This window comes from Dehalococcoidia bacterium (assembly GCA_035310145.1).
GTDB lineage: Bacteria > Chloroflexota > Dehalococcoidia > CAUJGQ01 > CAUJGQ01 > CALFMN01.
On sequence record DATGEL010000108.1, the window covers coordinates 49,474 to 75,363 of the forward strand.

Here is a 25,890-nt window from a genome sequence, read left to right on the forward strand (position 1 = left end):
GCGATCACTATCATGGACGGACCATGCTCGAACTGTTGATCGAACGCGACGGAGACGCCCGCCGGGAGGCATCGGACAAGGACGATCTCACCATCGGCCGCTCCAGCGACAACGACCTGGTGCTGGCCGATGCCAGTGTCTCGCGCCACCACGCGCGCATCGTGCGCCGCGCCGCCTCGGTCTTTGTCGAAGACCTGGGCGGCGCCAACGGCACCACGCTCAACGGCCGCGTGCTGCGCAGCGAGACCGCCGAAGTCGGGCCCAGCGACCGCATCGGCATCGGCTCGTTCCAGGTCACGCTGCACGCGCCGCCCGAGCCGGTCCGCCCCGCCGCGGCCGCGGACTTCCGCCCGGTGCTGTATGTGCACACGCCCAACCGCCAGTTCAGCGTGCGCATGCAGCGCGACGAGGTGACGATCGGCCGCGGCAACAGCAACGACATCCCGATCGACCTGCCCACCGTCTCAGTACACCATGCCGTGGTGCGCCGGCGCGGCGAACGCTGGGAACTGGTCGATCTGCACAGCCGCAACGGCACCTCGATCAACGGCCGCCCGATCGAAGAGGCGCTGCTCAACGACGGCGAGGCTTTCCAGCTCTCCGGCGCGGTCACGATCACCTTCGCGCTGCGTCCGGACGATCCGCCCACGCTCGTGCCCTCGCCTGCAGGCTCGCCGGACCCCGACGGCATTACGCAGGCGATTCACCGGCAAGGCGGCGCCGAGGCGCCGGCTGCGGCTGGTGTGTTCGGCGCCACCGCCGCGATCGAGCCGGCCCGCGACGGCAGCGCGCCGCCGCTCGCGCCCGCGCCGCTGCCGGCCGGCGGCGATACGCGGCCGCGCGTGGTGCCGCACGCGCCGGGCGCGGCGCGCATCAGCGTCGGGCGCGTCAGCAGCAACGACCTGGTGCTTGCCTCGCCGCAGGTCTCGCGCGAGCATGCTGTGATCGTCCGCGCCGCCGCCGATGCGCCCTGGGTGATTACCGATCTCAAGAGCACGAACCGCACCTACGTCAACGGCGAGGCGATCGCCGAGCGCCAGTTGCGCGAGGGCGACGTGATCCGCATCGGGCCGTACCGGCTGACGGTGCGCCAGGGCGAGATCGAGCACTTCGACGAAACGACCGGCATCCTGCTGGAGGCGCGGAACCTGCGCAAGCTTGTCGGCAAGGGTACGGCGATCCTGCAGGACGTGACGCTGGTCGTGCAGCCGCACGAGTTCGTGGCCGTGGTCGGCGTCTCCGGCGCGGGCAAATCGACGCTGCTCGGCGCGCTCAGCGGCCTGCGCCCGGCGACCAGTGGCCAGGTCCTGCTCAACGGCTTCTCGCTCTACGACCATTTCGACTCGCTGCGGGCGCAGATCGGCTACGTGCCGCAGGACGACATCATCCACAAAGAGCTGAGCGTCGAGCGGGCGCTGGACTACGCGGCGCAACTGCGCATGCCGGAAGACGTGACGCCGGCCGAACGCGCCGCCCGCCTCGGCGAGGTGATCGAGGAGCTCGGCCTGCAACGCCAGCGCGAGACGCCGATCAGCGCCCTCAGCGGCGGCCAGCGCAAGCGGGTCAGCATCGGCGTGGAGCTGCTGACGCAGCCGCCGCTCTTCTTTCTGGACGAGCCGACGTCCGGCCTCGATCCGGGCACGGAAACGCGCATGATGGCGCTGCTTCGCCAGCTCGCCGACCAGGGGCGCACAGTGCTGCTGATCACGCACGCAACGCGTAACGTCTCGCTCTGCGACAAGGCGCTCTTCCTCGCCCGCGGCGGGCGTATCGCCTACTTTGGCCCGCCGCGCGCCGCGCTGGACTACTTCGGCGTCTCCGAGTTCGAAGACATCTACGACCTGATCGAGAACACTCGCTCGCCCGAAGAATGGGAGCAGTCGTACCAGGCGTCGCCCTTCTTCCAGCACGAGATCCAGGCGCGGCTGGAGCACCCGCAGGGCGTCGCCGCCGGCCTGGCGCCGGCGCAGCCGAGGCCGCAGGCAGCCGGCCCCGGCAAGCACCGGCCACAGCCCGTGGCCTGGCGCCAGTTCCAGATCCTGACACGGCGCTACGCCAACATCGTGCTGAACGACCGCAAGAACCTGGCGATCCTGCTGCTGCAGGCGCCGATCTTCGCGCTCTTCCTCTTGCTGCTGTTCAAACCAGCGGTGTTCACACGGCCGAGCGGCGTGCTCGTCTTCGCCAAAGAGAGCGGCGTGGTGCGCCCGGTGACGCCTGATCCGAGGACGGGTGCGATCACGGGCATTGCGAAGGGAGCGACGCTGGTCGCCGTCACCGGCGAGGACTGCAACGAGCAGGCGATCGCCACGCTCGGTCTGAGCGGCAAATGTGACCTGGCCAGCGGCAACGGCAACACCAACGCGGGCAAAGCCACGCAGCTCGCCCTGATCCTTGCGGCGATGATCGTCTGGCTCGGCACCTTCAACGCCATCCGCGAGATCTGCCGCGAGGACGCGATCTACCGGCGCGAGCGCGTGGTGAACCTGCGGGTCTTTCCCTACATCGCCTCCAAGTTCGCCGTGCTGTTCGCACTGATCGTGATCCAGGCGACGCTGCTGCTGGGCCTCACGGCGCTGCGCATCCACATCCCTGGCGGCATGGGCGGTTTGAGCGGCGCCTGGCTCTCGCTGGCGTTGGGCGGCGCCGGCTCGGTGGCTGTGGCGCTGGCGGTCTCCGCCGCGGTCTCCAACCCCGATCGCGCCGTCTTCGCCGCGCCGCTGATTATGCTGCCGCAGATCCTCTTCAGCGGCCTCTTGCAGCCGGTGAAGGATCTTGGCCCGGCGCAGCCGCTGGCCGCACTGGTGACGACGCGCTGGACCTACGAGGCGCTGGGCCGGGTGCTCGACGTGGTGAAGCTGGCGATCATCCCGGAGCAGTTCCCGCAGACGGCGGCGATCGACGGCTCTGCGATCGGCCGCTGGCTGATCTTGCTCGGCTTCGTCGTCGTCTTCGGGGCGATCGCCACCAGCCTGCAACGGCTGAAGGACCGGCGCTAGCCCTCGGCCCTACTCCATCCATCCGCCTGTGTGGCCCGGCCGGAGGATGCCGGCAGCGCCGGAGCGCTCCGTACGATGACGGCGTCATGCTCAAACTGCCCTTCCGCCGCCCATCTCGGCCGCACACGCATGCCGATGCCGCGCCCTCGACCGAGGGCATCGGGCTCGAAGCCCGCGACCTGTGCACCGAGATCGGCCGCGGCCAGGTCATCCTGCACGACGTCTCGCTGATCGCCGAGCCCGGCGAGCTGGTCGCCATCGTCGGGATCTCCGGCGCGGGCAAGACCACGCTGCTCGGGGCGCTCAGCGGCGTGCGGCCGGCCTCCCGCGGCACGGTCACGGTCAACGGGCTGCCTCTGTACGAGAACTTCCGCCTGCTGCGCACACACGTCGGCTACGTGCCGCAGGACGACATCATCCACACACGCCTCAGCGTGGAGCGAGCGCTGCGCTACGCGGCGGAGTTGCGCCTGCCCGCCGGCACGAAGCGCAAGCAACGCAAGCGGCGTGTCGCCGAGCTGATCGAGGAGCTTGGCCTGCAGGAACAGCGCAAGAAGATGATCCACGACCTCAGCGGCGGCCAGCGCAAGCGTGTCAACATCGCCGTCGAGCTGCTGACCAGGCCACCGCTCCTCTTCCTCGACGAGCCGACCGCTGGCCTCGACCCGGCGACCGAGAGCCGCTTGATGGACCTGCTGCGCGGCCTCGCCAACCAGGACCGCACGATCCTGATCGTCACGCACGCCACGCGCAACATCGCCATTTGCGATCGCGTGCTCTTCCTCGCCGGCGGCGGGCGCATGGCTTTCTTCGGCTCGCCGGACGCCGCCCTCTCCTATTTCAACGCCGCCGACTTCGAGGAGGTCTACGTCAAGCTGTCAGATGAGCGCACGTCGGAGGAGTGGGAGCAGACGTTTCTCGACTCGCCGCAGTATCGCGCACAGATCACCGACCAGCTCGGCCCGCCGGCAACCGGGCCGGGAGAGACGCCCGCGGCCGTCCCGCGCGCCCTGCCGGCCAAGGCGGCGCTGAAGCCGATCGGCCCACTGCGCCAGTTCAGCGTGCTTAGCCGTCGTTACGCGAACACGATCGTCAACGACCCCAAATACCTGCTCGTCCTGGTCTTGCAGGCGCCGATCATCGCGCTGCTGCTCTGGGCGCTGTTTCAGCCCGACATCTACAAGCCGCAGAGCGATGTGGTGGTGATCGCGGTGAAGGGCGGCAACGCGCAGGTGGCATCGCGCGATCTGCGCAGCGGTGAGATCGTGAACGTCCCGCCGGGTGCGCAGTTGGTTGCGCTCTCCGGTCCGGGCTGCACCAGCGTCAGTTCGCCCACGACGCTGCCGGCAGATTGCCAGCTCGCCGGCGGCAACGGCAACAACCGCGCACTCAAGGGCGCACAGCTCGCCTTCATCCTCGCCGCCGTCGCCGTCTGGCTCGGCACGCTGAACGCGATCCGCGAGATCGCGAAGGAGCACGCGATCTACCGGCGCGAACGGCTGGTCAACCTGCGCATCGGGCCGTACGTGGGCTCAAAGTTCTTCGTGTTGTCGCTGCTGATGGCCGTGCAGAGCCTGTTGTTGCTCGGCGTCGCCGCGGCGCACATCGACTTCCCCGGCCACGTCGACCACTGGTTGGTTACCCTGCCGCACGCGGTCGGCAGCGTGCGCGCCGTCAATCTCCCGTATCCCGCCGGGCCGATCGACGGCGTGTTCCTCTCGCTGCTGCTGGGCGGCATCGCCTCGGTCGCCGTCGCGCTGGCCGTCTCTGCCGCGGTGTCGAACGCCGACCGCGCAATCGTCGCGGCGCCCTTGCTGATGGTGCCGCAGATCCTCTTTGCGGGCGGGCTCACGCCGGTGCAGGATCTGGGGCCGGCACAGCCGCTGGCGGCGCTTGTGGCGACGCGCTGGACGCACGAAGCGATCGGGCGCGTCACGCATGTGCTCTCCGTGGCCGCGGTGCCGGAGACCTTCCCGTACGCCGACGCCCTGGACGGCGACGCGGCCGGCCGCTGGCTGATTCTCGCCTGCTTCGTCGTGGTGGGGCTGCTCGCGGCGATGGTGTTGCAACGGCTGAAGGACCGGCGCTGAGCAGCGGTCCCGCCGCCCGCGAGCGGACCTAGCGCGTGCCCGCCGCGCCAACCAGTCGATAGACGCCGGCCTGGTCGGCTTCGACGCCCGGCCAGGACTGATCGCGTAGCTTGCGATCGAGCCGCGCCAGCAGCCGTTCGAGCATCGCGCCGTCCCACGTCCCGGCGGCCCAGGCGGCATCGCCGAGCGCCCGCGGCGCGGCGCCGGCCGACGCGGCCGCCTCCAGCGTGCTGAAGATCGTCGCTTCACGCGGCTCAAGGTGCACGGGCCGCGGCGGCTCGGGAGCTGCGACGGCCGCTGCCGGCGCCGGCTGAGCCGCCGGCATGGCCGCGGCGTGGAGCTCGGCCGGCGCTTCGGCCGCCTCGGTGCCTGAGGCTCCCGCGGTCTCCGGCTCGGCCTCGGCGTCGGCAGGGAAGGGGTAGATAATCGTTCGATCCGCGTCTTGCTCGTCGGCCATGTGCACGATCAGCGTAAAGTCGCCCAGCCGCACCGCATCGCCGGCGAACAGCGCATGGCTGCGAGAGACGCGCTTGCCGTTGAGGATCACCCCGTTCTTGCTGCCCTCATCGACCAGTTGCCAGCTACGGCCACTGCGCTCCAGGCGGGCGTGGTAGCGCGAAATGTAGCCGCTGTCCAGGGTCACATCGCAGTCGCGCGCCCGCCCGATGCGGATCAGGTCGGCGTCGAGGCGAACCTCGCGTTCGCCGCCCCCCGGCCCCCGAATCGTCAGGCGGATGGCGTCGGCGTCCGCCATTCTGTCACCTCCGCATGGCGCTGCGGTCAACAGCGTAGCGCAGCAGAACGCCGGCGTGTAGCCAACACGGCCGCCATGGATAAAATAGGTGTGATTGCAGCCGGTCCGGGTGCTGCGGCACGATCGGCTCGCCGGCAGCGGCGGCGCGCCAAGGCGCTCAGCAGGAGTGGCGGCCCGTTTCATGACCGACACGCATCGCTTCAACATCCAGACCGGGCGACTCGCCGCCGGCGGCAGCCGCCAGGGGCCGAAGCACCTGGAGAACGAGGACAGCTTCCGGCTTTCGGAGCCAGATCGCGCGGCCCTGCGCGCCTCCCATGGCAACCTCTACGTGGTGGCCGACGGTGTCGGCGGCCACCTCAAGGGCGAAGTCGCCAGCGCCCTCGCCGTGGAAAGCGTTGAGCGGGCCTACTTCGCCGCCCAGACCGGCGATCCGGTAACTGACCTGATCGAGGCGGTGGGGCAGGCGAACCGGCGCGTTCATGAGTCGGCCGCGCAGCAGACCGATGAGGGGCTGCCGATGGCCACCACCGTGGTCGCCGCGGCGGTGCTGGACGACCAGATCATCGTGGCCAACGTGGGCGACAGCCGCGCCTACGTCGTCGGCGACGGCCAGATCCGCCAGCTCAGCCACGACCACTCCTGGGTGCAGGACCAGCTCGACAGCGGCAAGCTCACGCCCGAGGAGGCTCGTCACAACCCGCGGCGCAACATCATCACGCGGGCGCTGGGCCTCGACCACAAGGTCGAGGCCGAGGTGAAGACCGAAACCGACACCGGCGGCCAGACACGTCTGGTGCTGTGCAGCGACGGCGTGCACGGCGTGATCGATGACGACGAGCTGGCCGCGAAGATTGAGGGGGTCGAGCCGCAGGCCGCCGTCGAGAGCGTGCTGGCGCTCGTCGAAGAGCGCAAAGGCCGCGACGACGCCACCCTCGTCGTCGTCGAAGTTGGCACGAGAGTCAGCATCGAAGAGGAAGAGCATCCGGCGCAGGCCGACTTCTTCCCGCGCATCTTCCGCATCTTCCGCCGCCGCCGCTGAGCCGCGCAGAACGTTTGCAGGGATGCGTGCCGGCGCACGGCAGAGCTGGAGACGGCGTTCCACGCGCCGCGATGAAGCGTTTAGGCGGGGAGCAGCCCTGCCGCGCGGCTGGCGCGGGTATCATCTGCTCCGAGCATTTCATGCAGCCTATGGCAGTAATTCAGCGCGATCGCTCCGCCGAAGGCGAAGGAGATCCGCGCGGTCCGCGGTGCCTGGGCAAGGCCTTCCACCCGCTGCGGGAAGCTCAGCACGCGGACGCCTTACAGATGGTTTCAAAACCGGCTCGGGTTCCCGCTTGAAGGTATGCGATCGCCCGTGAACGCCGGTTTTGAAACCATGTCTTAGCCATTCCCACCGCGGCGATGCCAGGCGCTGCGCGGAAAGCCGGGAACATTTCGCGCTTCGGAGGGCAGCGGGCGATCGCGTCGACGAAGCGAAGCAGATCGACCAGTGCTCGGCCACGCTCCTCGAGGCTCACGCTGCGCCAGCGCAGCGTCTTCTCATCGAACTCTGGACGCGGCGCCGTGAACTTCGCCAGCCATCAGGCCGCGCGTCACGCTCCTGCGCTGAAGGATCGGTTGAATCTTGGTTGCCGTTCGCTCCGCCCACCGCGAGCCTCACAGTGCCAATCACCTGATTCAGTGCAGCATCGACCCTTCGCCCCACCCCGGAGCGCTACTGCTCCGTCTCCTCGGCGCCGCCTATACTTGCGCTGACGCACTCGTCGCCGGAGAGAGGCATGACGGTCCCGATCACGTTCGGCACGGATGGCTGGCGCGCGGTAATGGCGGAGGAGTACACCTTTCGCAACGTGCGTGCCCTCGCCGCTTCGGTCGCGCGGCTGCTGAAGGCCGAAGGACTGGCAGAACGCGGCCTCGTCGTCGGCTGGGATACGCGCTTCGGCTCCAACCGCTTCGCCGAAGCCGTCGCCGAGGTCGTGACCGCTGCCGGCATCAAGGTCTTTCTTGGCGCTCAGTTCGCGCCCACGCCCGCCTGCTCGGTGGGCGTGATCGAGCGGCGCGCCGGCGGCGGCGTGGTGATCACCTCCAGCCACAACCCGGCCGAGTGGAACGGCTTCAAGTACAAGCCCGACTACGCCGGCTCCGCCTCGCCCGAGGTCGTCGCGAAGCTCGAAGCGCCGTTGGAGGAGATCCTGGCCGCGGGCGAGCCGCCGCGCCTGGCGCTGGAGGAAGCCGAGAGCAAGGGGCTGCTGGAGCGGCCGAACTTCGTGCCCGCGTACTTGCAACGTATCTCGGGCATGGTCGACCTGCCGCGGCTGCAGCAATCGGGGCTGCGGGTGGCCGTGGACTCGATGTACGGCGCCGGCCAGCGCTGCTTCGCCGAGCTGTTCGCCGGCGGCAGCGTGCGCATCACCGAGCTGCACAATGAGTACAACCCGCGCTTCCCCGGCATTCACGCGCCGGAGCCGATCGCCCGCAACTTGCAGGCCATCACCGAGGTCATGCAGCAGCGCGCCGACCCGTTCAGTGAGAGCGAAACCGCCGTTTTCGACCTCGGCCTCGCCACCGACGGCGACGCCGACCGGCTGGGTGTGCTGGACGAGAACGGCGCCTTCGTCACTCAGCTGCAGGTCTTCGCGCTGCTCGCCTACTATTTCCTCGAAGTGCGCGGCATGCGCGGGCCGATCGTGCGCTCGCTGACCACGACACGCATGATCGATCGCCTGGGTGAGATCTACGGCGTGCCGGTCGAGGAGACAGCCGTCGGCTTCAAGTACATCGGCCCGCGCATGATGGCGCTCGACGCGCTGCTGGCCGGCGAGGAATCGGGCGGCTACGGCTTCCGCGGCCATATCCCCGAGCGCGACGGCGTGCTGGCCGGGCTGTTCATGCTCGACCTCGTGGCGCGCACCGGCAAGCGGCCGACGCAGCTCATCCAGGATCTGTACGCGAAGGTCGGGCCGCACTTCTACGACCGCGCCGACGTGCAGTTCGACCCCGCGCAGCGCGCCGCGATCATCGCCCGCCTCGACAAGGCGGCTCCCGGCGAAGTCGCCGGCCAGAAGGTGACCGGCAGCAGCCGGCTCGACGGCTATCTGTTCAACCTCGCCGGCGGCGGCTGGCTGCTGATCCGCTTCTCCGGCACTGAGCCGCTGATGCGTATCTACACCGAGGTGCAGGACGAGCAACTGGTGCCGCGGGTGCTGGAGGCGGGCAAGCAGCTCGCCGGCGTGGGCTGACCGCCGCGCGGCGTCACACGCTGACGCCAAGCGCCGCGATCCCGGCTTCGGCGCAGGCCAGATCGACCTCGTCGCTGGCGCCGCTGCAGGCGATGGCGCCGATTACGCTGCCGTCGCGCCTGATCGGCAGGGCGCCGTCGGCGGCGGTGACGAGGCCGCCGCTCTGGACTGTGAGCGCCTGGAACCACGGCGCCGCGGCGAAGCGGGTGAGCTTCGCGCCCGCCATGCCGAAGCCGGCGGCCGTGTACGCCATGGCGTGCGCCGAGTCGGCCGTGAGCCAGGGCGAACGCTCCATGCGCACCAGCGCGAGCAGGTGCCCTCCTGCATCGACCACGGCGGTGCTGATCGCGGCGCCGGCTTCGCCGGCCTTCTGCTGCGCGGCCGCGACCATGCGCAGCGCCTCGTTGCTGGTGAGACTCATCGCCAGTGCTCCTTGTACACCGTACACCGTTGCAGATGGTTTCCAGATCGGCCGCCGGCCAGCATGGTAGCATTGCTATCCGCACGAGCGGCGGCCGCGTGGGCGGCGCGGGCAACAATTCGCCTGCCGGGGCGGCGCTGCCGGTCTGGGGGAAGACGATGAGCGACGAGGCTGTGCAGTTCGAAGTGCAGCCGAACGGCGTGGCGCTGATCACGCTGAACCGGCCGCAGCAACTCAACGCGATGAACGAAGCGATGGCACGCGAGTGGCGCGAGGCGCTCGACCGCTGCGGCGAGGACGCGAGCGTGCGCTGCGTCGTGATCACCGGCGCCGGCCGCGGCTTCTGCGCCGGGCAAGACCTGAGGGCCATGGCATCCGGCCTCGGCTCCGGCGAGATCCTGCGCCAGTGGTACTTCCCCATCATCAATCGCACGCGCGAGCTACCCAAGCCGGTGATTGCCGCGGTGAACGGCGTGGCCGTCGGCGCGGGGCTGAACCTGGCGCTCTGCTGCGATCTGCGCCTCGCCTCGGAGGCAGCGCGTTTCGGCCAGGTCTTCGTCGGCATCGGCGTGATTCCCGACGCCGGCGGCCTCTTCTATCTGCCGCGCCTGGTGGGGCACGGCAAGGCGATGGAGCTGATGCTCTCCGGCGAGATCATCGCCGCGCGCGAGGCCGAGCGCATCGGCCTGGTGAACCGCGTCTTCCCCGCCGATACGTTCTTTGCCGACACCCTCGCCTTCGCCGAGAAGCTGGCCGCCGGGCCGACCGCCGCCTACGCGACGATCAAGCGCGGTCTTGACCTGAGCGCCACCACTCCGCTGGCGGCCATGCTGGACTTCGAGGCAGAGCAGCAGGAACGCGCCAGTCAGAGCGCCGACGCCAAAGAGGGCATCGCCGCGTTCATCGAAAAGCGCTCGCCGCAGTTCACCGGGCGATGAGCGCGCGGCCTCACCCGCGGCCCCTCTCCATGGCATGGAGGGGGAGCTTCGGCACGAACTGAGAAGAAGACTCCCCGTCTCCTAGAATTGGGGGCCAGGGGATGAACCGAAGGATGGACGCCCCGCCGCCAGATAGCGGCTGGTGAGCGCGTGGCCGAGCACGCCCTGGATGAAGCGCGAGGCTTCGGCCACCTTTTCCAGATCGACGCCGGTCTCGATGCCCATGCCGTGCAGCAGGTACAGCAGATCTTCCGTCGCCAGGTTGCCCGAGGCGCCGGGCGCGTAGGGGCAGCCGCCCAGCCCGCCGGCGGCCGAGTCGAAGCAGGTGATGCCCATCTGCAAGGCCACGACGGTGTTGGCAAGCGCCGTGCCGCGCGTGTCGTGCAGGTGCAGGCCGATCCGCCCCGCCGGAATCCGTTGCAGCAGCAGCCCGACGACTTCCTCCACCTGGTTCGGCGTGCCCACGCCGATCGTGTCGCCGATCGAGAGCTCGTCCACGCCGAGGTCGTGCAGGCGCACAGAAACGTCGAGTACGGCCGCGGCGGGCACCTCGCCCTCGAAGGGGCAGCCGAAACAGGTAGAGACATAGCCGCGCACGCGCAGGCCCAGCGGCTTCGCCCGCGCCATCACGGCGGCGATGTTCTCCAGTGATTCGTCGATCGTGGCGTTGATGTTGTGCTGATTGAACGTGTTTGACGCGGCGGTGAAGACCGCGATTTCCGTCACACCCGCCTCAACGGCCCGTTCCAGCCCGCGCACATTCGGCACCAGCACAGGATAGCGCGTGCCGTCCCGCCGCTCGATCGCGGGGAAAACCTCGCCGGCGTCCGCCAGGCGGGGGATCGCTTTCGGGCTCACAAACGAGGTCGCTTCGACCTCGGGGAAGCCGGCGGCGCTCAGCATATTGATGAAGCGGACTTTGTCCGCCGCCGGCACCATCACCGCTTCGTTCTGCAGGCCGTCGCGCGGCCCGACCTCGACGATGCGGACTTTGCGCGGCACGCCGCTCAACACACCCATGCCCGTCTCTCCCGCCGTGGCGCGGCCGTGCTCACAGCTCCAGCTCGATCAGCAGCGCGCCACCGGCGACACGGCTGCCTTCGCTCACATGGACCCTGGAAACGATGCCCTCCGCCGGCGCCTGGATCGCGTGCTCCATCTTCATCGCTTCGAGCACGGCCAGCGTCTGGTGCGCCTGCACGCGCTCGCCCTCCGCCACGCCCAGCTTGACGATCACACCGGGCATGGGCGCCGTAAGCCGGCCGCTGCCCGTCCCCGCCTCGGCGCCCGCCGCCGCGATGTCGGGCGCTGGTGTAGCAAGGCTCACAACCTCGTACTCGCTGCCGCCGACCTGCAACCGCGCCGTCATGCCCGCCCGATCGAGCAGGCGGACGTCCACCACCTTGTGCCCACGCATGACCAGCAGCTCGTCGGGCGAAACACGCTCGAAGCGGCAAGTGACCCAGCGACCGTCGATCTGCACCTGCCAGGCATTTGCCTCGGTATCCGGCGTGGCCGTGACTATCGCCGTAGCTGCACCGCTCTGGAAGCGTAACGTTCGAGGCAACGCCGAAACGCGCCACGGGCCGAGCGAGCGCCAGGGATCGCTCGCCAGGTCTGCCGCCGCTTCCGTGAGCGCAAGGCCGGCCGCGGCGAGCAGCGCCTCGTGGGGAAACGCGGCGGTGGCGTGCTCTGCGAGCGTCTCCTGCCAGAACGGTTCCAGCCAGTCGGTCGTCACGGCGCCGTCCGCGAAGGCGTCCGAAGCGATGACCGCGCTCAGCAATGACAGGTTCGTCTGCACGCCTTGGACGTGCGCCGTCTCCAGCGTGTGCAGCAAGCGCTCGCGCGCCTGCTCGCGGTCGGCGCCGAAGGCAATGATCTTGGCGAGCATCGAGTCGTAGTAGGGGCTGACGGCAGCGCCGGCCGCGAAGCCGGAGTCGATGCGCACGTCCTCACCAGCCGGCTGCCGGCGAACGGGAAACGCACTCTTCAAATCGAAGCGGGTGATCTGGCCGGTCGAAGGCAGGAAGCCGTGCGCCGGATCCTCGGCGTAGAGCCGCGCCTCGATCGCATGACCGCGCAAGTGCACCGCATCCTGAGTGAAGGACAGCGGCTCGCCGGCGGCCACGCGCAGTTGCAACTCCACCAGGTCAAGCCCGATCACGAACTCCGTCACCGGGTGCTCCACCTGCAGGCGCGTGTTCATCTCCAGGAAGTAAAACGCGCCGCCCTCGGCCAGCAGGAACTCGACCGTGCCCGCGTTCGTGTAGCCGACGCGACGCGCCGCCCGCACCGCCGCCTCGCCCATGCGCCGCCGCAGCGCCTCGTCCACGGCCGGCGAGGGCGCTTCTTCGATCACCTTCTGGTGCCGGCGTTGAGCCGAGCAGTCGCGTTCGCCCAGGTAGACGATGTTGCCGCGCGCATCACCGAAGACCTGCATTTCGACGTGACGCCCACGCTGCACCAGCCGCTCCAGCAGCATGCGATCGTCGCCGAAGGCCGAAAGCGCCTCGCGCCGCGCCCCGGCCAGTTGTTCGGGGAAGGCAGCCAGGTCGGGCACTTCGCGCATGCCGCGGCCGCCTCCGCCGGCGGACGCCTTGATCAGCAGCGGAAAGCCGGTGCGTTGCGCTTCGGCCGCGAGCCGTGCGTCGGATTGGTCCTCGCCCTGGTAGCCGGGCACCACGGGCACGCCGGCGGCCTCCATCAGCCGCTTCGCCTCCGCCTTGTCACCCATCGCCCGGATCGCGGCGGCCGGCGGGCCGATGAAGGCGATCCCTGCCGCCGCCACACGCTCCGCGAACTCGGCGTTTTCAGAGAGAAAGCCGTAGCCGGGATGGATCGCCTCCGCGCCGCTCTCCCGCACCGCTTCGAGGATCGCGTCGATGTTGAGATAGCTCGCACGCGCGGGCGGCGGACCGATGCGGTACGCCTCGTCCGCCACGCGCACATGCAGGGCGGTGCTGTCCGCATCGGAATACACCGCGACGACGCGCACGCCCAGCGCACGGCAGGTCCGTGCAATGCGCACCGCGATCTCGCCACGGTTGGCGATCAGGATTTTTCCGAACAGAACGGCGCTCTCCGCGGAGTGCGTGGCCGCGATGGCCCCTACCCGGATTCTACGCGTTCGCCAGCGTTGGATGCGTCATCGGCACGTAGCCCGCGGCGATGGCGTTCACGATCGAGCGCGGCGTCAGCACCCTCACCTCGTGCACGGCGGCTGCCGGCCGCGATTCGGCATACCCTGCCGACGTCCAGCGGTGCAGCCGGCCATCACGCGGCGTCCAGGCGCCGGCCGCGCCGTCGAACGTGACGAACACCCCGTCCGGCAGATCGCCGAGCCGCGCGAGATAGGTGACCTTCTCGCGGCGCGGCGTTACGCGCTCGCGGTGCAGCACGGCATCGATCGCGTCGGTGCAGCGCGCCCGCTCGATGCGGAGCACCGCGTTGCCGGCAAGCCAGGCGTCGATGAAGCGGTTGTAGTCGCCCCAGCGGCACTGGGCGCATGGGCGGTGGCCGGCGGCGAGCGCCGTCGCCTCGTCGAGGAAGAACAGCTCGGTGTAGCGGTTGGGCTGCATCAGCTTGCGTCGGCGGCCCTTGAACTCCAGCAGGCAAGCGATCCAGCGCCGCCCCACCCAGCGCTTCAGCGGCAGCAGCTCTTGGTCCACCGTGTGAAAGCAGCCGCCGCGGTTGCCGAACAGCGTGCCGCGCGCCGGCGTCTTGATGATCTCGCCCCACGGCGTTACGCGATTCTGCAGCGGCACGCGACGTACTCCAGTTCACGTATTGGGAGGCAGCGGCTCGAAGCGTACCCGGCGGCGCGTGATCGTTGCGATTTGGCCGCGAAAGTTGGCACCCGTGCGAACCACGGCGACGACCAGCCGAGCCATTTCGGAGTATCGCATCCGCGAGGGGAAGCGCAGTTGCATGATGCCCGGAAGCGGAGGCAGGCGACGCCTAAACACGAGTTCGCTGATTCCAAGATCGTGGGTGAGCAGAACGGACTCCGTCTTGCGCGCCATTTCAAGCACGCGGACGTCATCAATTCCCGGCGATGTCTCCGCAATACTCAGAACGGTATGACCGTCTGCTCGAAGCGCAGAAATGATCGGTTCGCGCACGTTCTCATCGGCTAGAAACTTCACCTGTCAATCGGCTTCGAGCGAGAGAACGTGCTCCGATCGGACACTCTCGGCGGCATAGGCAAGACAGGCGCGCAGCCCCGCTTCCGTAAGCGTGGGCAGCGCTTCTAACAATTCGGTGGCCGCATGGCCACCCGCCAGATCGTCGAGAATCATGTCCACGGCAAGTCTCGTGCCGCGTATCGTTGCCTTTCCGCCCAAAATATCGGGATTATGCACGATCAGATCGCGCCAATCTTCGCACTCAGCGAAGTTCGTGCCCATTGCTCTAGCCATCCGTTTCTTCCCGACGTGCAGGCCGGTCAACCAGACAATCCGCGGGCCGCTCGCTCAACTCAAGTCTACATCCGGAAGACGCCCCACCGCGTCTCCTCGATCGGGGCGTTGAGCGCGGCGGAGATGCCGAGACCGAGCACGGTGTGTGTGTCGGCCGGATCGATGATGCCGTCGTCCCAGAGCCGTGCCGTGCTGAAGTAGGGGCTGCCCTCGTGCTCGTACGTATCGAGCACGGGTTGCATGAAGGCGGCCTGCTCCTCGCCGCTCATCTCACGGCCCTGCGCCCGCAGGCCGTCCAGCCGCACGGTCAGCAGCACGTTGGCCGCCTGCTGGCCGCCCATCACCGAGATGCGCGCATTGGGCCACATCCAGAGCTGACGCGGCGAGTAGGCACGGCCGCACATCGCGTAGTTGCCGGCGCCGAACGAGCCGCCGATCACCACCGTGAACTTCGGCACCGCCGCGTTGGCCACCGCCATCACCATCTTGGCGCCGTCGCGGGCGATGCCTTTGTTCTCGTACTCCTTGCCCACCATGAAGCCGGTGATGTTCTGCAGGAAGATCAGCGGAATCTTGCGTTTCGCGCACAGCTCGATGAAGTGTGCGCCCTTCAGTGCGCTTTCGGAGAACAGGATGCCGTTGTTGGCGACGATGCCGGCGGGAAAGCCCATGATTCGCACGATGCCGCAGACGAGCGTGGTGGCGTAGCGCGCCTTGAACTCGTGAAAGCGGCTGCCGTCCACGATGCGGGCGATGATCTCGCGCACGTCGAAGCTGCGCCGCAGATCGGCCGGAACCGCGCCGTAGATCTCCTGCGGGTCGTAGAGCGGCGGCTCGGGCGGTGTCACGGGCCAGGGAAACTGCTTTTCACGGTTGAGATTGGCGACGATACTGCGGCAGATCGAGAGCGCATGCTCGTCGCTGACGGCGTAGTGGTCGGCCACGCCGGAGACGGCCGTGTGCACGTCGGCGCCGCCGAGCTCTTCGGCCGTGACCTCTTCGCCCGTCGCCGCCTTCACCAGCGGCGGCCCGCCCAAAAAGATCGTGCCGTTGCCGCGCACGATGATCGTCTCGTCGCTCATCGCGGGCACGTAGGCGCCGCCGGCCGTGCAGGAGCCCATCACCGCCGCGATCTGGGGAATGCCCGCCGCCGACATCTGCGCCTGGTTGTAGAAGATGCGGCCGAAATGCTCGCGGTCGGGAAAGACCTCGCTCTGCAGCGGCAGAAAGGCGCCGCCGGAATCGACCAGATAGATGCAGGGCAGCCGGTTTTGCTGCGCGATCTCCTGCGCCCGCAGGTGCTTCTTCACGGTGATCGGGTAATACGTTCCGCCCTTCACCGTCGCGTCGTTGGCGACGATCACGACCTCCTGGCCGCAGACGCGGCCGATGCCGGTGACGATGCCCCCCGCGGGTGCGTCGCCGTCGTACATCTCCCAGGCGGCAAGCGGGCTCAATTCCAGAAACGGCGAGCCGGCGTCGAGCAGCAGGTCGATGCGCTCACGCGGCAGCAGCTTGTTGCGGCGGCGATGCCGCTCCACCGCGGCTTCGCCGCCGCCGGCTTGCACCGTGCGCACGCGCTCGCGCAGTTCGGCCACCGCCGAGCGCATCGCCTCGGCGTTCTGGCGGAACTCGCGGCTTTCCGGATCGATCGCGGAGTGCAGCTGCGGCAGGGCGGCGAGCGGCGCGGCGGCGCCGTCGAGGGAGAGCCGGTCCAGTGTGGTGGTCATAGCGTGGCCTCGTTTCAAGTCTCCGACGGTTGCGCTGCGCTCTGGCCCCGGCACCCTCTCCATGCACTCCATGCACTCCATGCACTCCATGCACTGGAGAGGGGGAGAGTGCGGTACGGGCTATTTGAGCAGTTCGCGGGCGATGATCAGGCGGCGGATCTCGCTGGTGCCGGCGCCGATCTCCAGCAGCTTGGCATCGCGCAGGTAGCGGGCCACCGGCGCCTCGGCCATGTAGCCGGCGCCGCCGAAGATCTGCACCGCCTTCAGTGCGCAGCGCGTCGCCATCTCGCCCGCGTAGAGGATCGCCGCCGCGGCTTCCTTGTTGAAACGGACGCCTTTGGGCGCATGCCAGGCGAGCCAGGCGGTGCGGTAGGTCAACCAGCGCGCGGCCTCAAGCTCGGTGTACATGTCGGCCAGCATCGCCTGCACGAGCTGGAAGTCGCCGATGCGCTGGCCGAACTGCTTGCGCTCCCTGGCGTAGGCGATCGAGTCGTCGAGACAGGCCTGAGCGATGCCGAGCTGCTCGCCGGCCAGGAACGCCCGCTCGCTGTCGAGGCCGGACATCATCACTTCGACGCCGTTGTTGAGCGTGCCCAGCACGTTCTGCGCGGGCACGCGGCAGTCGTCCAGCCGCAGCTCGGCCGTGGGCGAGCCGCGGTGACCAAGCTTCTCCAGACTGCGCGCCACCGCGAAGCCAGGAAAGTCGCGCTCGACGATAAAGGCGGTGATGCCGCGCGAGCCGCGCTCGGGCTCGGTCTTGGCATAGAGCACGAAGGTCGAGGCGATCGGGCCGTTGGTGATGTACAGCTTCGAGCCCGTTAGCAGATAGTCGTCGCCGTCACGCCGCGCCGTGGTCTGCAGGCCGACCGCGTCCGAACCGGCGTCCGGCTCCGTCAGCGCCAGCGCGCCAACGGCCTGGCCGGAGATCAGCGGCGGCAGATAGCGGCGGCGCTGCGCCTCGTTGCCGTTTACATAGAGGTTGTTCACGCACAGGTTCGCGTGGGCGCCGTAGGAGAGCGCGACGGAGGCGGAGAAGCGGCCGATCTGCTCGATCGCCAACACCCCGGCCAGCAGATCAAAGCCGCTGCCGCCGGCGTCCTCCGGCACCGTGACGCCGAGCAGGCCCAACTCGCCCATCTGCGGCCAGAGCTGCATGGGAAACTCGTCGCGGCGGTCGATTTCGGCCGCGATCGGGCCGATCTCGCGCGCGGCCCAGTTGCCGACCGTGTCGCGCAGCAGGCGATGCGCCTCGTCCAGTTCAAACTCCATGGCCAGAGCCTCCCTCGCCGCCACGGCAAACGCTTCCCCTTCACGGTAGCGCCGCGGGCGCCGCCGCGGAAAGCAGCCACGGCCCCTCACCCCCGCCCCTCGCCCATCGCAATGGGCGAGGGGCGATCATGTGCGCAGCGTTCCGATCGCTGACCGGTTAACCCGACGCCGTCCGATTCCTGCTCCACACGATCGCCCCTTTCCCTCCAGGATTGGGGAAAGGGGACGGGGGATAGAGGGCCGCAAGGCCATGTCACTCCGCCGGGCCGGCGTACGGCTCAACATACTCGACGAGCCGCAGATGGCCGGCATTGGACTCGATCGCGGTGACGGAGGCGGGGTTGCAGGCGGTGCGGTGCAGCAAATCGAAGGAGCGCCCCTCGACCGCCAGCCGCAGCGCCAGGATTGGGTCGCGGTGGGAGACACAGACGGCGGGGCGGCCGCCGGAGAGCCGCAGCGCCAGCGCCAGCGCCCGACGTAGCCGCGCGGCCATCGCCGCCATCGGCTCGCCCAGCGTCAGCGCGCCGGGCGCATTCTGGAACAGCTCCCAGGCCGCGGCGTGGTTCAGGGGAATCTCGCTCCAACTCTCGCCCTGCCAGTGGCGCGCCAGGCCGCTCTCGATCAGCAGCCGGCTGCGGCGCACCGGCACGTCCGGCAGCCGCGCGGCGATGATGCTTGTCGTCTGCCGCGCCCGCAGCAGCGGACTGGTGAGGACGAAGCCGATGCCGCGGCCCGCAAGGTACTCTGCCGTGGCCGCCGCCTGCAGCCGGCCTACTTCCGCCAGGCGGTAGCGCGGCAGCCAGCCGTAGGCGATGCGGTTGGGGTTGTGAACCAGCCCGTGCCGCACGCAATAGACCGTGCCGGCCGGCACGGCCGCCGCCTCGTTGCCCGGCTGGCGCGCCATCGCTACTCGCTGACCGCCTTCTGACCGACCAGGAAATCGCGCGTCGCTTCCACGGTCGGGAACACGCGCGAGCCGATCATGTCCAGCGCGTCGACCACGTCATCGTTCGCATTCTGGTCGTAGGCGAGGTCCACCACGTCGGCGCGCTCGACACGGCCCACGCGGTCGAACGCTTCCTGCACAAAGGGCGCGATCTCCGCCCACGCTACGGCCATCGTGTTCGACTCCTCGCTCGATCTCGAGATTCCCGGCCCACGGCCGCGGGCGGCAGGTCTTGCGCGAGTGTATCCGAGCCCGCGCTTACACGCAGCGCCTGGGCCGCTGCCGAGATAGCTCCTGCGCGCCTTGCGGCAGCCCTCCTGTGCCGCTGAACTGAGGACGGCCGGCCGGCCAGGCAGCCGGCTAAGACATGGTTTCAAAACCGGCTCGAGTTCCCGCTTGTAGGTGTGCGATCGCACCTGAACGCCGGTTTTGAAACCATCTGTAAGGACGACCGGTGCAGAAGGAGTGCGTGATGGCAGTGGCAGAACGCCGGGCCGTGGTCGTGTGGGCCGGCCAGCTGATCGACGGCAGCGGCTCGCTCAGCCTGGAAAGCAGCGGCGCCCTGCGCGAGGCGCCGGTCACCTGGGCGTCGCGCACGGAGCAGGCCAACGGCCGCACCAGCCCCGAAGAGCTGCTGGCCGCGGCGCATGCGAGCTGCTTCGCCATGGCCTTCGCCGCCACGCTGGCGCGGCAGAAGACGCCGCCGCAGCGCCTCACGGTCAACGCCGTCTGCTCGCTCGATCGCAACGAGGGCGGCGGCTTCCGCGTGTCGGCCATGACACTGGACGTGCGCGGCGTGGTTCCCGGCCTCGAGCAGGCCGCCTTTGCCGAGGCGGCGCACACCGCCGAACAGGGCTGCCCGATCTCCAACGCCCTGCGCGGCAACGTCGGGATCACGGTGAACGCCACACTGGACTGAGCCGCGGCGGCGCGTCGCGGCCCTGCCGTCGCGCGGTCAGGCGTGGGACATGTCGGCCTCGTCGGGCGTCTCCGAGGTCTCTTCGACAGACAAGACCTGGAACGTCACGGCCGTGCCGTCGGCGGTCGCGCCTGAGCCCAGCGCCGAGCGCACCGCGGCTTGTGCCAGCGCGGAAAAGTCCGCAGCCGGGGGCTGGTCGCCTTCCACCGTGAGCCACAGCTTGAGGTTCACCGCCTTGTGGATCGGTGCGGACGCGTCCGCGGCGCTCGACGCCGGCGGTGGCTGGTCCGCACGAGGTTTGGCCGGCGCCGCCTGGTGCGCCAGCCGATCGACCGCGTCCTTGGCCTTATCGAACAAGCTCATGGCGTCTCCTCCTCGCGTCCGACGCCTCACTTCAGGTCGTCGAGGCTCTGCCAGCGGCCATCCCGCATCACCTCGAGCTGCATCACGGGATGGATCTCCCAGATCGTGCCGCGGGTCTTGGTCACCTGGTCGGGGTGCTCGGGATCGAACATCGTCCAGCCGCTGACGCGCACGCGTTCGTTGTTGTGGGCGATCTGGTTGAGCACGTCGACCGTCCACTTCGGGTGCTGCTCCAGCATGCGCGGTGTCATCTCGACCACGATCGAGGCCGTGCGGTCCTCCTTCGGTCCGGCGGTGAGCCAGATGTGGAAGTCCGTCAGGCCGGCGGCATGGCAGTTGTTGGACTCTGGCCCTTGCTTATGTGCAGCGAAGAGATAGCCCTCGATCTGCACCGGAATGCCGTTGTACTTGTCGATCTGCGCGCGCACATCCTTCGACCAGGAGTCGTACTTCGTGCGTTCGGCTGCATGGGGCCAGGCGAGCTTTTCCAGTGCATCGAACGCGACCGGGGTCCAGTTTCCGGTATCGGTGCGGTTCTTGAGGGTATTGAGCACCGGATCGCCGCCGTCGCCGGTTCCCGGGCAGCCGTGAAACGGCTGTTCGGGCGGCGGCAACTTCGCCAGCTGAACGGGGAGTTGCGTCGCCGTCTGCTTGTCTGCCTGGGCGTTGGCGGGCGCCGCTCCCCCGCCAACATCGCCGCCGCCGGGGTTATCTGCCGTGCCACTGCCCGAGCCGCGTGTGGCGAGCACCAACCCGACCAGCACGAGAATGATGACGAGCACGGCCACGGCGACGCCCACGAGCCACATTGTTCGACGATTCATCGGTGTCATCCTTCAACGGGCGCCGAGCCCGGTTATCGCGTGGGCTTCTCCTTTCTGTGCACCGGTTCCCGCGGATCGCACACATACGTGCCACCGTGAGTCAGATCGTTCGCCGCAGGACCGTACTGTAACCGAGCGCGCATAGACCGGCAAAATCGGTCAAACGAGAGTTTCCTATTGCAAACGCGGAGCGGGCGCGGCCGCAGGTGCTGTTACGACGATGCAACCGGCCGGTAGAGTCCGGTGAGGCGTCGTTCGCAGTGGGCGCGCATGCGAGCGGACCAGGGCGTGTCGGCCGCCTGCGAGAAGGCGGGGCTGTGGCGCACCTCCGGCGCGGCCAGGTCGTAGAGCGCAAGGTAGCGGGGCTCGCCTTCCAGCGCACGGAAGCGGCGGGCGCGCAGCACGCCGGGCACCTTCAGCAATAAGGGGATGTGCTCGTCGTCGTACCAGGCGTTGTACTCCTCGTCGTAACCGGTCTTCGGCACCAGGCCGACGGCGAGCTGGCCGCCGGCAGCGGTCGTGGGATCGCTCGCCTGGCCGCGGCCGTCCGAGATCTGCTCGAACACGGCGCGGTTCACGTTGCGGAACAGGCGCAGCATGGCGCGGTCTTCGTCCGTGCGCAGCGGCGGCTTCGACAGGGCGGCGTATGCCTCGCCGCTGAGCACGGCGGCGTTCTCCAGGTCATAGAGGGCGAGGTAGCGCGGCAGAGACCCGGCGGGGCCGACACCCGGGTACTCCGCCGCAACTTCGAAGCGCCGGCCGCTGGTGATGCCCGGCACCGAGCGCAGGTCCGGCACGTGCTTGCGGTTGTACCAGCCGTTCCACTCGGCTTCATGCCCCGGCTCCACGTCGGCCTGCACAAAGAGCAGTGCGCACTTCTCTCCACCCATGGTCTGTCCTCCGAAACTGCTGCTTGTCGTCCTTGCCGCGCACGCTACCACATTTCGAGGATCGATCCCGAGCGGGCACAACATCGTGGGTGTACCGGCGCCGAATCCTGACCGGGCCCGGACTACGGGCTCGTCTGAAAGCGGAACAACACACAGTTGCCAGCGGCCGGCTGATGCCCTATCTTCACCAATACTGAGCGCTTGACCAGTCCGCCATCGAAACCGGATCCTGCCAGCATTGCGGGGGGCGCCGATGTCGACCTACATCCTGCGCCGCCTGCTCGCGAGCATCCCCGTGCTGGTGCTGGTGACGTTCGGCGCCTTCGCGCTGATTCGAGTCATCCCCGGCGATCTCGCGGCCCTCAAGCTGGGCAACGACGCCACGCCCCAGGAGATCCACGACTACCGTGTCAAATTGGGACTGACTGACCCACTGCCGGTGCAATACATCAAGTGGATCGGCCACGCGCTCACCGGCGATTTCGGCCAGTCGCAATGGGAATATCGCCCGGTGGCCAACGTGGTGCGCGACAAGTTCCCCGTCACGCTCGAACTGGCGCTGCTCGCCGTGGTGATCTCGACCGTCTTCGCCATCCCCCTGGGCATCCTCTCGGCGGTGCGCCAGGACAGCTTGCTCGACCAGTCGCTGCGCTTCACGGCCATCCTCTTCCTCGCCATTCCCTCCTTCTGGCTGGCGATCCTGCTGATCACCCTGCCGCAGATCTGGTTCGGCTGGAAGCCGCCGCTCACGGGCTATGCCACGCCGTGGCACGACCCGGGCATGAACTTCCGGCGCATGATCTGGCCGGCACTGGTGCTCGGTGTCGGCTCCGCCGCCTTCGTGCTGCGGTTGATGCGCTCCAGCTTGCTCGAGATCCTACGGCAAGACTTCATCCGCACGGCGTGGTCCAAGGGGCTGCGCGAACGCACCGTGGTCCTCCGCCACGGCGTCAAGGTCGGGCTGATTCCAATCGTCACGGTGCTTGGCCTGCAGTTTTCGGTGCTGCTTGGCGGCGCCGTCATCGCCGAGCAGGTGTTCGCGCTGCCCGGCATGGGCCGCAGCCTGCTCGGCGCGGTCAGCCGTCGCGACTACCCGCTGGTGCAGGCCTATGTCCTGATCTTCTCCCTCGTGTATCTGTTGATGAACCTGCTCGTCGATCTGCTGTACGGCTATCTGGATCCGCGCATCACCTATTCGTAAGCGGGGGGAACGCAGCAGATGGCCACCGCGGAACGCGCCGCTCGCGACGATCGGCTGGTGTTCGCGCCCGACACCCCGGCGACGAGCATCGTCTCCTGGCCGCTGGCGGTTGCCCGCTTCTGCCGCCGCAAGCCGCTGGGCGCCTTCGGCGGGGCGATTACCCTGGTGCTGATCGTTATGGCGATCGTGCATCCATGGATCGCCACGCACGATCCCAATGCGCTCAACCCGAACGAGGTGCTGCACGGCATCAGCGGCCGGCACTACTTCGGCACGGACAACTATGGCCGCGACGTCTACAGCCGCGTCGTCTACGGCGCCTGGGCGTCGTTGGAAGTGAGCATCATCTCGGTCGCGATCGGCACCGCGATCGGCACCGCAATCGGGGTGGTCTCCGGCTACTTCGGCGGTGCAGTAGACATGGTGCTGCAGCGCGTCGTCGATGCCGCACTGGCCTTTCCGGGGCTGATCCTGGCGATCGCGCTGGTCGGCCTCGTCGGTCCATCGGTGAAGAACGTCAGCATCGCCATTGGGCTGGTCACCTTTCCTTCGCTTTCGCGCATCGTGCGTGGACCGGTGCTCTCGATCAAAGAACAACCGTACCTGGAGGCGGCGCGCAGTACGGGCGCCAACAGCCTGCGCATCATGGTGCGGCACATCCTGCCGAACATCACGGCGATCATCATCGTGGTCGTCACGGCGCGCTTCGGTACGGCGATCCTGGTGGAGTCCTCGTTGAGCTTCCTCGGCCTGGGGCCGCCGCCGCCCACGGCCACCTGGGGCTCAATGCTCTCGGGCGACGCGATCTACATCATGCAGACGGCCTGGTGGCTGGCTTTCTTCCCCGGCGCGGCTATCACCCTCGTGGTGCTGGGCTTCAACCTGTTCGGAGACGCGCTGCGCGATGTGCTGGACCCACGGCTGCGCGGCCGAGCATGACCGCGCGCCGACGCGCAAGGACACCACGGCGCGGCCCCGGCGCCCGCGCCGTCTGCCACGCAGGACAGCAGGACAAGGAGAAGGCACCATGGCAGAGGACGGCTACTGGACAGCACTGGCGCGACGAGGCGTGCGGCGGCGCGGCTTCCTGACCGGCGGCGCGGCGGCGCTCACGGCGGCGATGGCCGCCGCCGCCGGCTGCTCCAGCGGCAACAACAGCAGTAAGCCGGCGGCAACCGCGGGGTCGAACGCCCGCGTTGCGGGCACCGTGGCGCCGGCGCCACCGACCGCCCAGGCCCTCGCAACGGCCGATCCCGCGCTTGCGAACGCCAAGCGCGGCGGCACGTTCAACATTGACCAGCCGGACGAGCCGATCTCGCTCGACAACCATCGCCAAGAGACGCCCGGATCGATCCAGGCGGCGAACCTGGTCTACAACCACCTGCTCAAACGCGCCGAGGACTTCGTGGCCGCGCCGGGCATCATCTATGTCTCCGACGAGCTGGCCAGCGGCTGGGAGCAGGTCGACAAGCTGACGTACCGCTTCTCGCTGGTGAAGAACGCGAAGTGGCACAACACGGCGCCCGTGAACGGCCGTCCGTTCACCGCCGACGATGTTAAGTACAGCATCGACCGCATGCGCGGCTCGGACCCGGAGCTGCGCACTCGCTCGGCCTGGGCGCCGGTCGACAAGGTTGAGGCGCCCGATCCAAACACCGTGGTCGTCACCACCAAGCAGCCCTACGCCGCCTTCATCGCCATCGCCGGTCACACGTGGAGCATCATCATGCCGCACGAGCTGGCGGACACGCCCGACGTGAACCGCAAAGCGATCGGCACCGGGCCGTTCCTCTTCAAGGACTGGCAATCGGGCGTGGCGCTGCACTTCGACCGCAACCCGGAGTATTTCCGCAGCGGCCAGCCCTTTCTCGATCACGTGGTGATGCGCGTGGTGCCGGACCTCGGCGCCCGCACGGCCAACTTCCGCGCCGGCGAGACGGAAATCTGGGGCGGCTCGCCGCCGACGATCCCCTTCTCGACCATTGACGAGATTAAGAACTCGCTCCCCGATGTGAACGAGATCAAGCGCACCGGCTCAAATAACTCGGGCACCAAGGCGTTCTTCAACACGACCGCGCCGCCGTTCAATGACAAGCGCGTGCGCCAGGCGTTCCTCTACGGCGCCGACTACGACAGCATGATCAAGATCTTCGGCGGCCTCGCCCAGCGTGCCGGCCCCATGCCCCTCGCCAGCGTCTGGGGCCTCAAAGAGAGTGACTTCCCCAAGACCGACGTGGCGAAGGCCAAGGCGCTGCTCGAAGCGGCCGGCTTTACCGCGGACAAGCCCCTGCGCGTCAAGACGACGATCTCGCGCCAGTACTCCGGGCCGGCCGTCTCGCAGATCTTGCAGCAGGTGATGAAGCCCGTCGGCGTCACGATCGATATCGACCAGATCGAAGACACCGCCTGGATCACGCAGGTCTACCGCGGCGGCCAGAACTACCAGATGACCAGCTTCGGCGACTGGTCGTGGGAAGATCCCGATCGCGGCCTCTATGCCTACTTCCACTCCGACGGCAACGCCAACAACACGCACTACACCAGCACGCAGGCCGACGCCCTGCTCGAACAGCAGCGCGGAGAGTTCGACCTGGACGCGCGGAAGAAGATCGTGCGCGATCTGCAGCTGCTGCTGGTGGACGATGCGCCGAACGTCTGGCTAGTCTCGACCGGTACAGATGAGCTGGCGCGCAAGCGCTTCCGCAACTATAAGCAGATGCAGATGGGCAATTCGAACAGCTACCGCGAGTGGGAGAACTGCTGGTTCGATCCGCTGCCCAATAGCTAACCCGTGCAGCGAAACCGACTCAGAGCAGCAGTGGCGCAGGCGAGCGCTGCTTCCAGCGCCATTGCTCGCTCGGCGCGAGGCGATCGCCGCTTTCTCCC

General features: G+C 68.6%; 23 protein-coding genes. 9 read left to right on the forward strand and 14 right to left on the reverse strand.

What is annotated here, in order from left to right:
* The first annotated feature begins 23 nt into the window (after nucleotides 1-23).
* Both VKV26_20435 and VKV26_20440 read left to right on the forward strand, forming a co-directional pair.
* Complete coding sequence (locus VKV26_20435) at nucleotides 24-2,999, forward strand: FHA domain-containing protein (protein ID HLZ72278.1); 2,976 nt, start codon at nucleotides 24-26, stop codon at nucleotides 2,997-2,999.
* 86 nt (nucleotides 3,000-3,085) lie between these two features.
* Nucleotides 3,086-5,089: an ATP-binding cassette domain-containing protein gene (locus tag VKV26_20440; GenBank protein HLZ72279.1), complete on the forward strand. Its 2,004-nt coding sequence runs from the start codon at nucleotides 3,086-3,088 to the stop codon at nucleotides 5,087-5,089.
* Between the two features lie 28 nt (nucleotides 5,090-5,117).
* On the opposite strand, the gene VKV26_20445 is transcribed toward VKV26_20440, so the two are convergent.
* A complete protein-coding gene (locus tag VKV26_20445; protein HLZ72280.1) occupies nucleotides 5,118-5,843 on the reverse strand; it encodes an FHA domain-containing protein in 726 nt (241 codons plus the stop codon).
* Nucleotides 5,844-6,024: 181 nt separating this feature from the next.
* Between VKV26_20445 and VKV26_20450 the strand changes: the two genes are divergently transcribed.
* Both VKV26_20450 and VKV26_20455 read left to right on the forward strand, forming a co-directional pair.
* Nucleotides 6,025-6,885 (forward strand): protein phosphatase 2C domain-containing protein, encoded by an 861-nt coding sequence (locus tag VKV26_20450; GenBank protein HLZ72281.1) that lies wholly within the window; start codon nucleotides 6,025-6,027, stop codon nucleotides 6,883-6,885.
* A 739-nt stretch (nucleotides 6,886-7,624) separates the two neighbouring features.
* A complete protein-coding gene (locus VKV26_20455; GenBank protein ID HLZ72282.1) occupies nucleotides 7,625-9,085 on the forward strand; it encodes a phosphoglucomutase/phosphomannomutase family protein in 1,461 nt (486 codons plus the stop codon).
* A gap of 13 nt (nucleotides 9,086-9,098) precedes the next feature.
* Here the strand turns inward: VKV26_20455 and VKV26_20460 are convergent, their stop codons facing one another.
* The gene (locus tag VKV26_20460) at nucleotides 9,099-9,506 is read right to left on the reverse strand and encodes a heme-binding protein (protein HLZ72283.1); all 408 of its coding nucleotides are present in this window, start codon (nucleotides 9,504-9,506) and stop codon (nucleotides 9,099-9,101) included.
* A 158-nt stretch (nucleotides 9,507-9,664) separates the two neighbouring features.
* Between VKV26_20460 and VKV26_20465 the strand changes: the two genes are divergently transcribed.
* Nucleotides 9,665-10,444: an enoyl-CoA hydratase-related protein gene (locus VKV26_20465; protein HLZ72284.1), complete on the forward strand. Its 780-nt coding sequence runs from the start codon at nucleotides 9,665-9,667 to the stop codon at nucleotides 10,442-10,444.
* Nucleotides 10,445-10,525: 81 nt separating this feature from the next.
* On the opposite strand, the gene VKV26_20470 is transcribed toward VKV26_20465, so the two are convergent.
* The 9 genes from VKV26_20470 to VKV26_20510 form a co-directional block, all read right to left on the reverse strand.
* Nucleotides 10,526-11,455: a hydroxymethylglutaryl-CoA lyase gene (locus tag VKV26_20470; GenBank protein ID HLZ72285.1), complete on the reverse strand. Its 930-nt coding sequence runs from the start codon at nucleotides 11,453-11,455 to the stop codon at nucleotides 10,526-10,528.
* 40 nt (nucleotides 11,456-11,495) lie between these two features.
* A complete protein-coding gene (locus VKV26_20475) occupies nucleotides 11,496-13,562 on the reverse strand; it encodes an acetyl-CoA carboxylase biotin carboxylase subunit (GenBank protein ID HLZ72286.1) in 2,067 nt (688 codons plus the stop codon).
* Nucleotide 13,563: 1 nt separating this feature from the next.
* On the reverse strand, nucleotides 13,564-14,208 hold the full coding sequence (locus tag VKV26_20480) for a hypothetical protein (GenBank protein HLZ72287.1): 645 nt from the start codon (nucleotides 14,206-14,208) through the stop codon (nucleotides 13,564-13,566).
* A gap of 15 nt (nucleotides 14,209-14,223) precedes the next feature.
* Nucleotides 14,224-14,589, reverse strand: coding sequence for a DUF5615 family PIN-like protein (locus tag VKV26_20485; protein HLZ72288.1), 366 nt, complete (start codon nucleotides 14,587-14,589; stop codon nucleotides 14,224-14,226).
* A gap of 3 nt (nucleotides 14,590-14,592) precedes the next feature.
* The gene (locus tag VKV26_20490; protein HLZ72289.1) at nucleotides 14,593-14,850 is read right to left on the reverse strand and encodes a DUF433 domain-containing protein; all 258 of its coding nucleotides are present in this window, start codon (nucleotides 14,848-14,850) and stop codon (nucleotides 14,593-14,595) included.
* 77 nt (nucleotides 14,851-14,927) lie between these two features.
* Complete coding sequence (locus VKV26_20495) at nucleotides 14,928-16,535, reverse strand: carboxyl transferase domain-containing protein (protein ID HLZ72290.1); 1,608 nt, start codon at nucleotides 16,533-16,535, stop codon at nucleotides 14,928-14,930.
* Between the two features lie 177 nt (nucleotides 16,536-16,712).
* Entirely contained in the window at nucleotides 16,713-17,861 is a 1,149-nt protein-coding gene (locus VKV26_20500; GenBank protein HLZ72291.1) for an acyl-CoA dehydrogenase family protein, read from the reverse strand.
* Nucleotides 17,862-18,114: 253 nt separating this feature from the next.
* Nucleotides 18,115-18,765, reverse strand: a complete 651-nt coding sequence (locus VKV26_20505; GenBank protein ID HLZ72292.1) for a histidine phosphatase family protein — start codon at nucleotides 18,763-18,765, stop codon at nucleotides 18,115-18,117.
* A 2-nt stretch (nucleotides 18,766-18,767) separates the two neighbouring features.
* A complete protein-coding gene (locus VKV26_20510; protein HLZ72293.1) occupies nucleotides 18,768-18,980 on the reverse strand; it encodes a hypothetical protein in 213 nt (70 codons plus the stop codon).
* Between the two features lie 299 nt (nucleotides 18,981-19,279).
* Between VKV26_20510 and VKV26_20515 the strand changes: the two genes are divergently transcribed.
* Complete coding sequence (locus VKV26_20515; protein HLZ72294.1) at nucleotides 19,280-19,726, forward strand: OsmC family peroxiredoxin; 447 nt, start codon at nucleotides 19,280-19,282, stop codon at nucleotides 19,724-19,726.
* A 36-nt stretch (nucleotides 19,727-19,762) separates the two neighbouring features.
* On the opposite strand, the gene VKV26_20520 is transcribed toward VKV26_20515, so the two are convergent.
* The 3 genes from VKV26_20520 to VKV26_20530 all read right to left on the reverse strand — a co-directional run bounded on the left by VKV26_20520 (nucleotide 19,763) and on the right by VKV26_20530 (nucleotide 21,803).
* A complete protein-coding gene (locus VKV26_20520) occupies nucleotides 19,763-20,089 on the reverse strand; it encodes a hypothetical protein (protein ID HLZ72295.1) in 327 nt (108 codons plus the stop codon).
* Between the two features lie 26 nt (nucleotides 20,090-20,115).
* Nucleotides 20,116-20,913: a hypothetical protein gene (locus VKV26_20525; GenBank protein HLZ72296.1), complete on the reverse strand. Its 798-nt coding sequence runs from the start codon at nucleotides 20,911-20,913 to the stop codon at nucleotides 20,116-20,118.
* Nucleotides 20,914-21,125: 212 nt separating this feature from the next.
* A complete protein-coding gene (locus tag VKV26_20530; GenBank protein ID HLZ72297.1) occupies nucleotides 21,126-21,803 on the reverse strand; it encodes a hypothetical protein in 678 nt (225 codons plus the stop codon).
* A gap of 253 nt (nucleotides 21,804-22,056) precedes the next feature.
* Here VKV26_20530 and VKV26_20535 point away from each other — a divergent pair, with 253 nt between their 5' ends.
* The 3 genes from VKV26_20535 (at nucleotide 22,057) to VKV26_20545 (ending at nucleotide 25,792) form a co-directional block, all read left to right on the forward strand.
* A complete protein-coding gene (locus VKV26_20535; protein HLZ72298.1) occupies nucleotides 22,057-23,004 on the forward strand; it encodes an ABC transporter permease in 948 nt (315 codons plus the stop codon).
* Between the two features lie 18 nt (nucleotides 23,005-23,022).
* Nucleotides 23,023-23,943 (forward strand): ABC transporter permease, encoded by a 921-nt coding sequence (locus tag VKV26_20540; protein ID HLZ72299.1) that lies wholly within the window; start codon nucleotides 23,023-23,025, stop codon nucleotides 23,941-23,943.
* Nucleotides 23,944-24,031: 88 nt separating this feature from the next.
* A complete protein-coding gene (locus tag VKV26_20545) occupies nucleotides 24,032-25,792 on the forward strand; it encodes an ABC transporter substrate-binding protein (GenBank protein ID HLZ72300.1) in 1,761 nt (586 codons plus the stop codon).
* Nucleotides 25,793-25,890: the final 98 nt, after the last annotated feature.

Excerpts from the sequence above, each read along its gene's own strand:
- VKV26_20435 (HLZ72278.1), top strand. The coding sequence starts at position 24 with ATGCTCGAACTGTTGATCGAACGCGACGGAGACGCCCGCCGGGAGGCA.
- VKV26_20440 (HLZ72279.1), top strand. The coding sequence starts at position 3,086 with ATGCTCAAACTGCCCTTCCGCCGCCCATCTCGGCCGCACACGCATGCC.
- VKV26_20445 (HLZ72280.1), bottom strand. The coding sequence starts at position 5,843 with ATGGCGGACGCCGACGCCATCCGCCTGACGATTCGGGGGCCGGGGGGC.
- VKV26_20450 (HLZ72281.1), top strand. The coding sequence starts at position 6,025 with ATGACCGACACGCATCGCTTCAACATCCAGACCGGGCGACTCGCCGCC.
- VKV26_20455 (HLZ72282.1), top strand. The coding sequence starts at position 7,625 with ATGACGGTCCCGATCACGTTCGGCACGGATGGCTGGCGCGCGGTAATG.
- VKV26_20460 (HLZ72283.1), bottom strand. The coding sequence starts at position 9,506 with ATGAGTCTCACCAGCAACGAGGCGCTGCGCATGGTCGCGGCCGCGCAG.
- VKV26_20465 (HLZ72284.1), top strand. The coding sequence starts at position 9,665 with ATGAGCGACGAGGCTGTGCAGTTCGAAGTGCAGCCGAACGGCGTGGCG.
- VKV26_20490 (HLZ72289.1), bottom strand. The coding sequence starts at position 14,850 with ATGGGCACGAACTTCGCTGAGTGCGAAGATTGGCGCGATCTGATCGTG.
- VKV26_20500 (HLZ72291.1), bottom strand. The coding sequence starts at position 17,861 with ATGGAGTTTGAACTGGACGAGGCGCATCGCCTGCTGCGCGACACGGTC.
- VKV26_20505 (HLZ72292.1), bottom strand. The coding sequence starts at position 18,765 with ATGGCGCGCCAGCCGGGCAACGAGGCGGCGGCCGTGCCGGCCGGCACG.
- VKV26_20510 (HLZ72293.1), bottom strand. The coding sequence starts at position 18,980 with ATGGCCGTAGCGTGGGCGGAGATCGCGCCCTTTGTGCAGGAAGCGTTC.
- VKV26_20515 (HLZ72294.1), top strand. The coding sequence starts at position 19,280 with ATGGCAGTGGCAGAACGCCGGGCCGTGGTCGTGTGGGCCGGCCAGCTG.
- VKV26_20520 (HLZ72295.1), bottom strand. The coding sequence starts at position 20,089 with ATGAGCTTGTTCGATAAGGCCAAGGACGCGGTCGATCGGCTGGCGCAC.
- VKV26_20525 (HLZ72296.1), bottom strand. The coding sequence starts at position 20,913 with ATGAATCGTCGAACAATGTGGCTCGTGGGCGTCGCCGTGGCCGTGCTC.
- VKV26_20530 (HLZ72297.1), bottom strand. The coding sequence starts at position 21,803 with ATGGGTGGAGAGAAGTGCGCACTGCTCTTTGTGCAGGCCGACGTGGAG.
- VKV26_20535 (HLZ72298.1), top strand. The coding sequence starts at position 22,057 with ATGTCGACCTACATCCTGCGCCGCCTGCTCGCGAGCATCCCCGTGCTG.
- VKV26_20540 (HLZ72299.1), top strand. The coding sequence starts at position 23,023 with ATGGCCACCGCGGAACGCGCCGCTCGCGACGATCGGCTGGTGTTCGCG.
- VKV26_20545 (HLZ72300.1), top strand. The coding sequence starts at position 24,032 with ATGGCAGAGGACGGCTACTGGACAGCACTGGCGCGACGAGGCGTGCGG.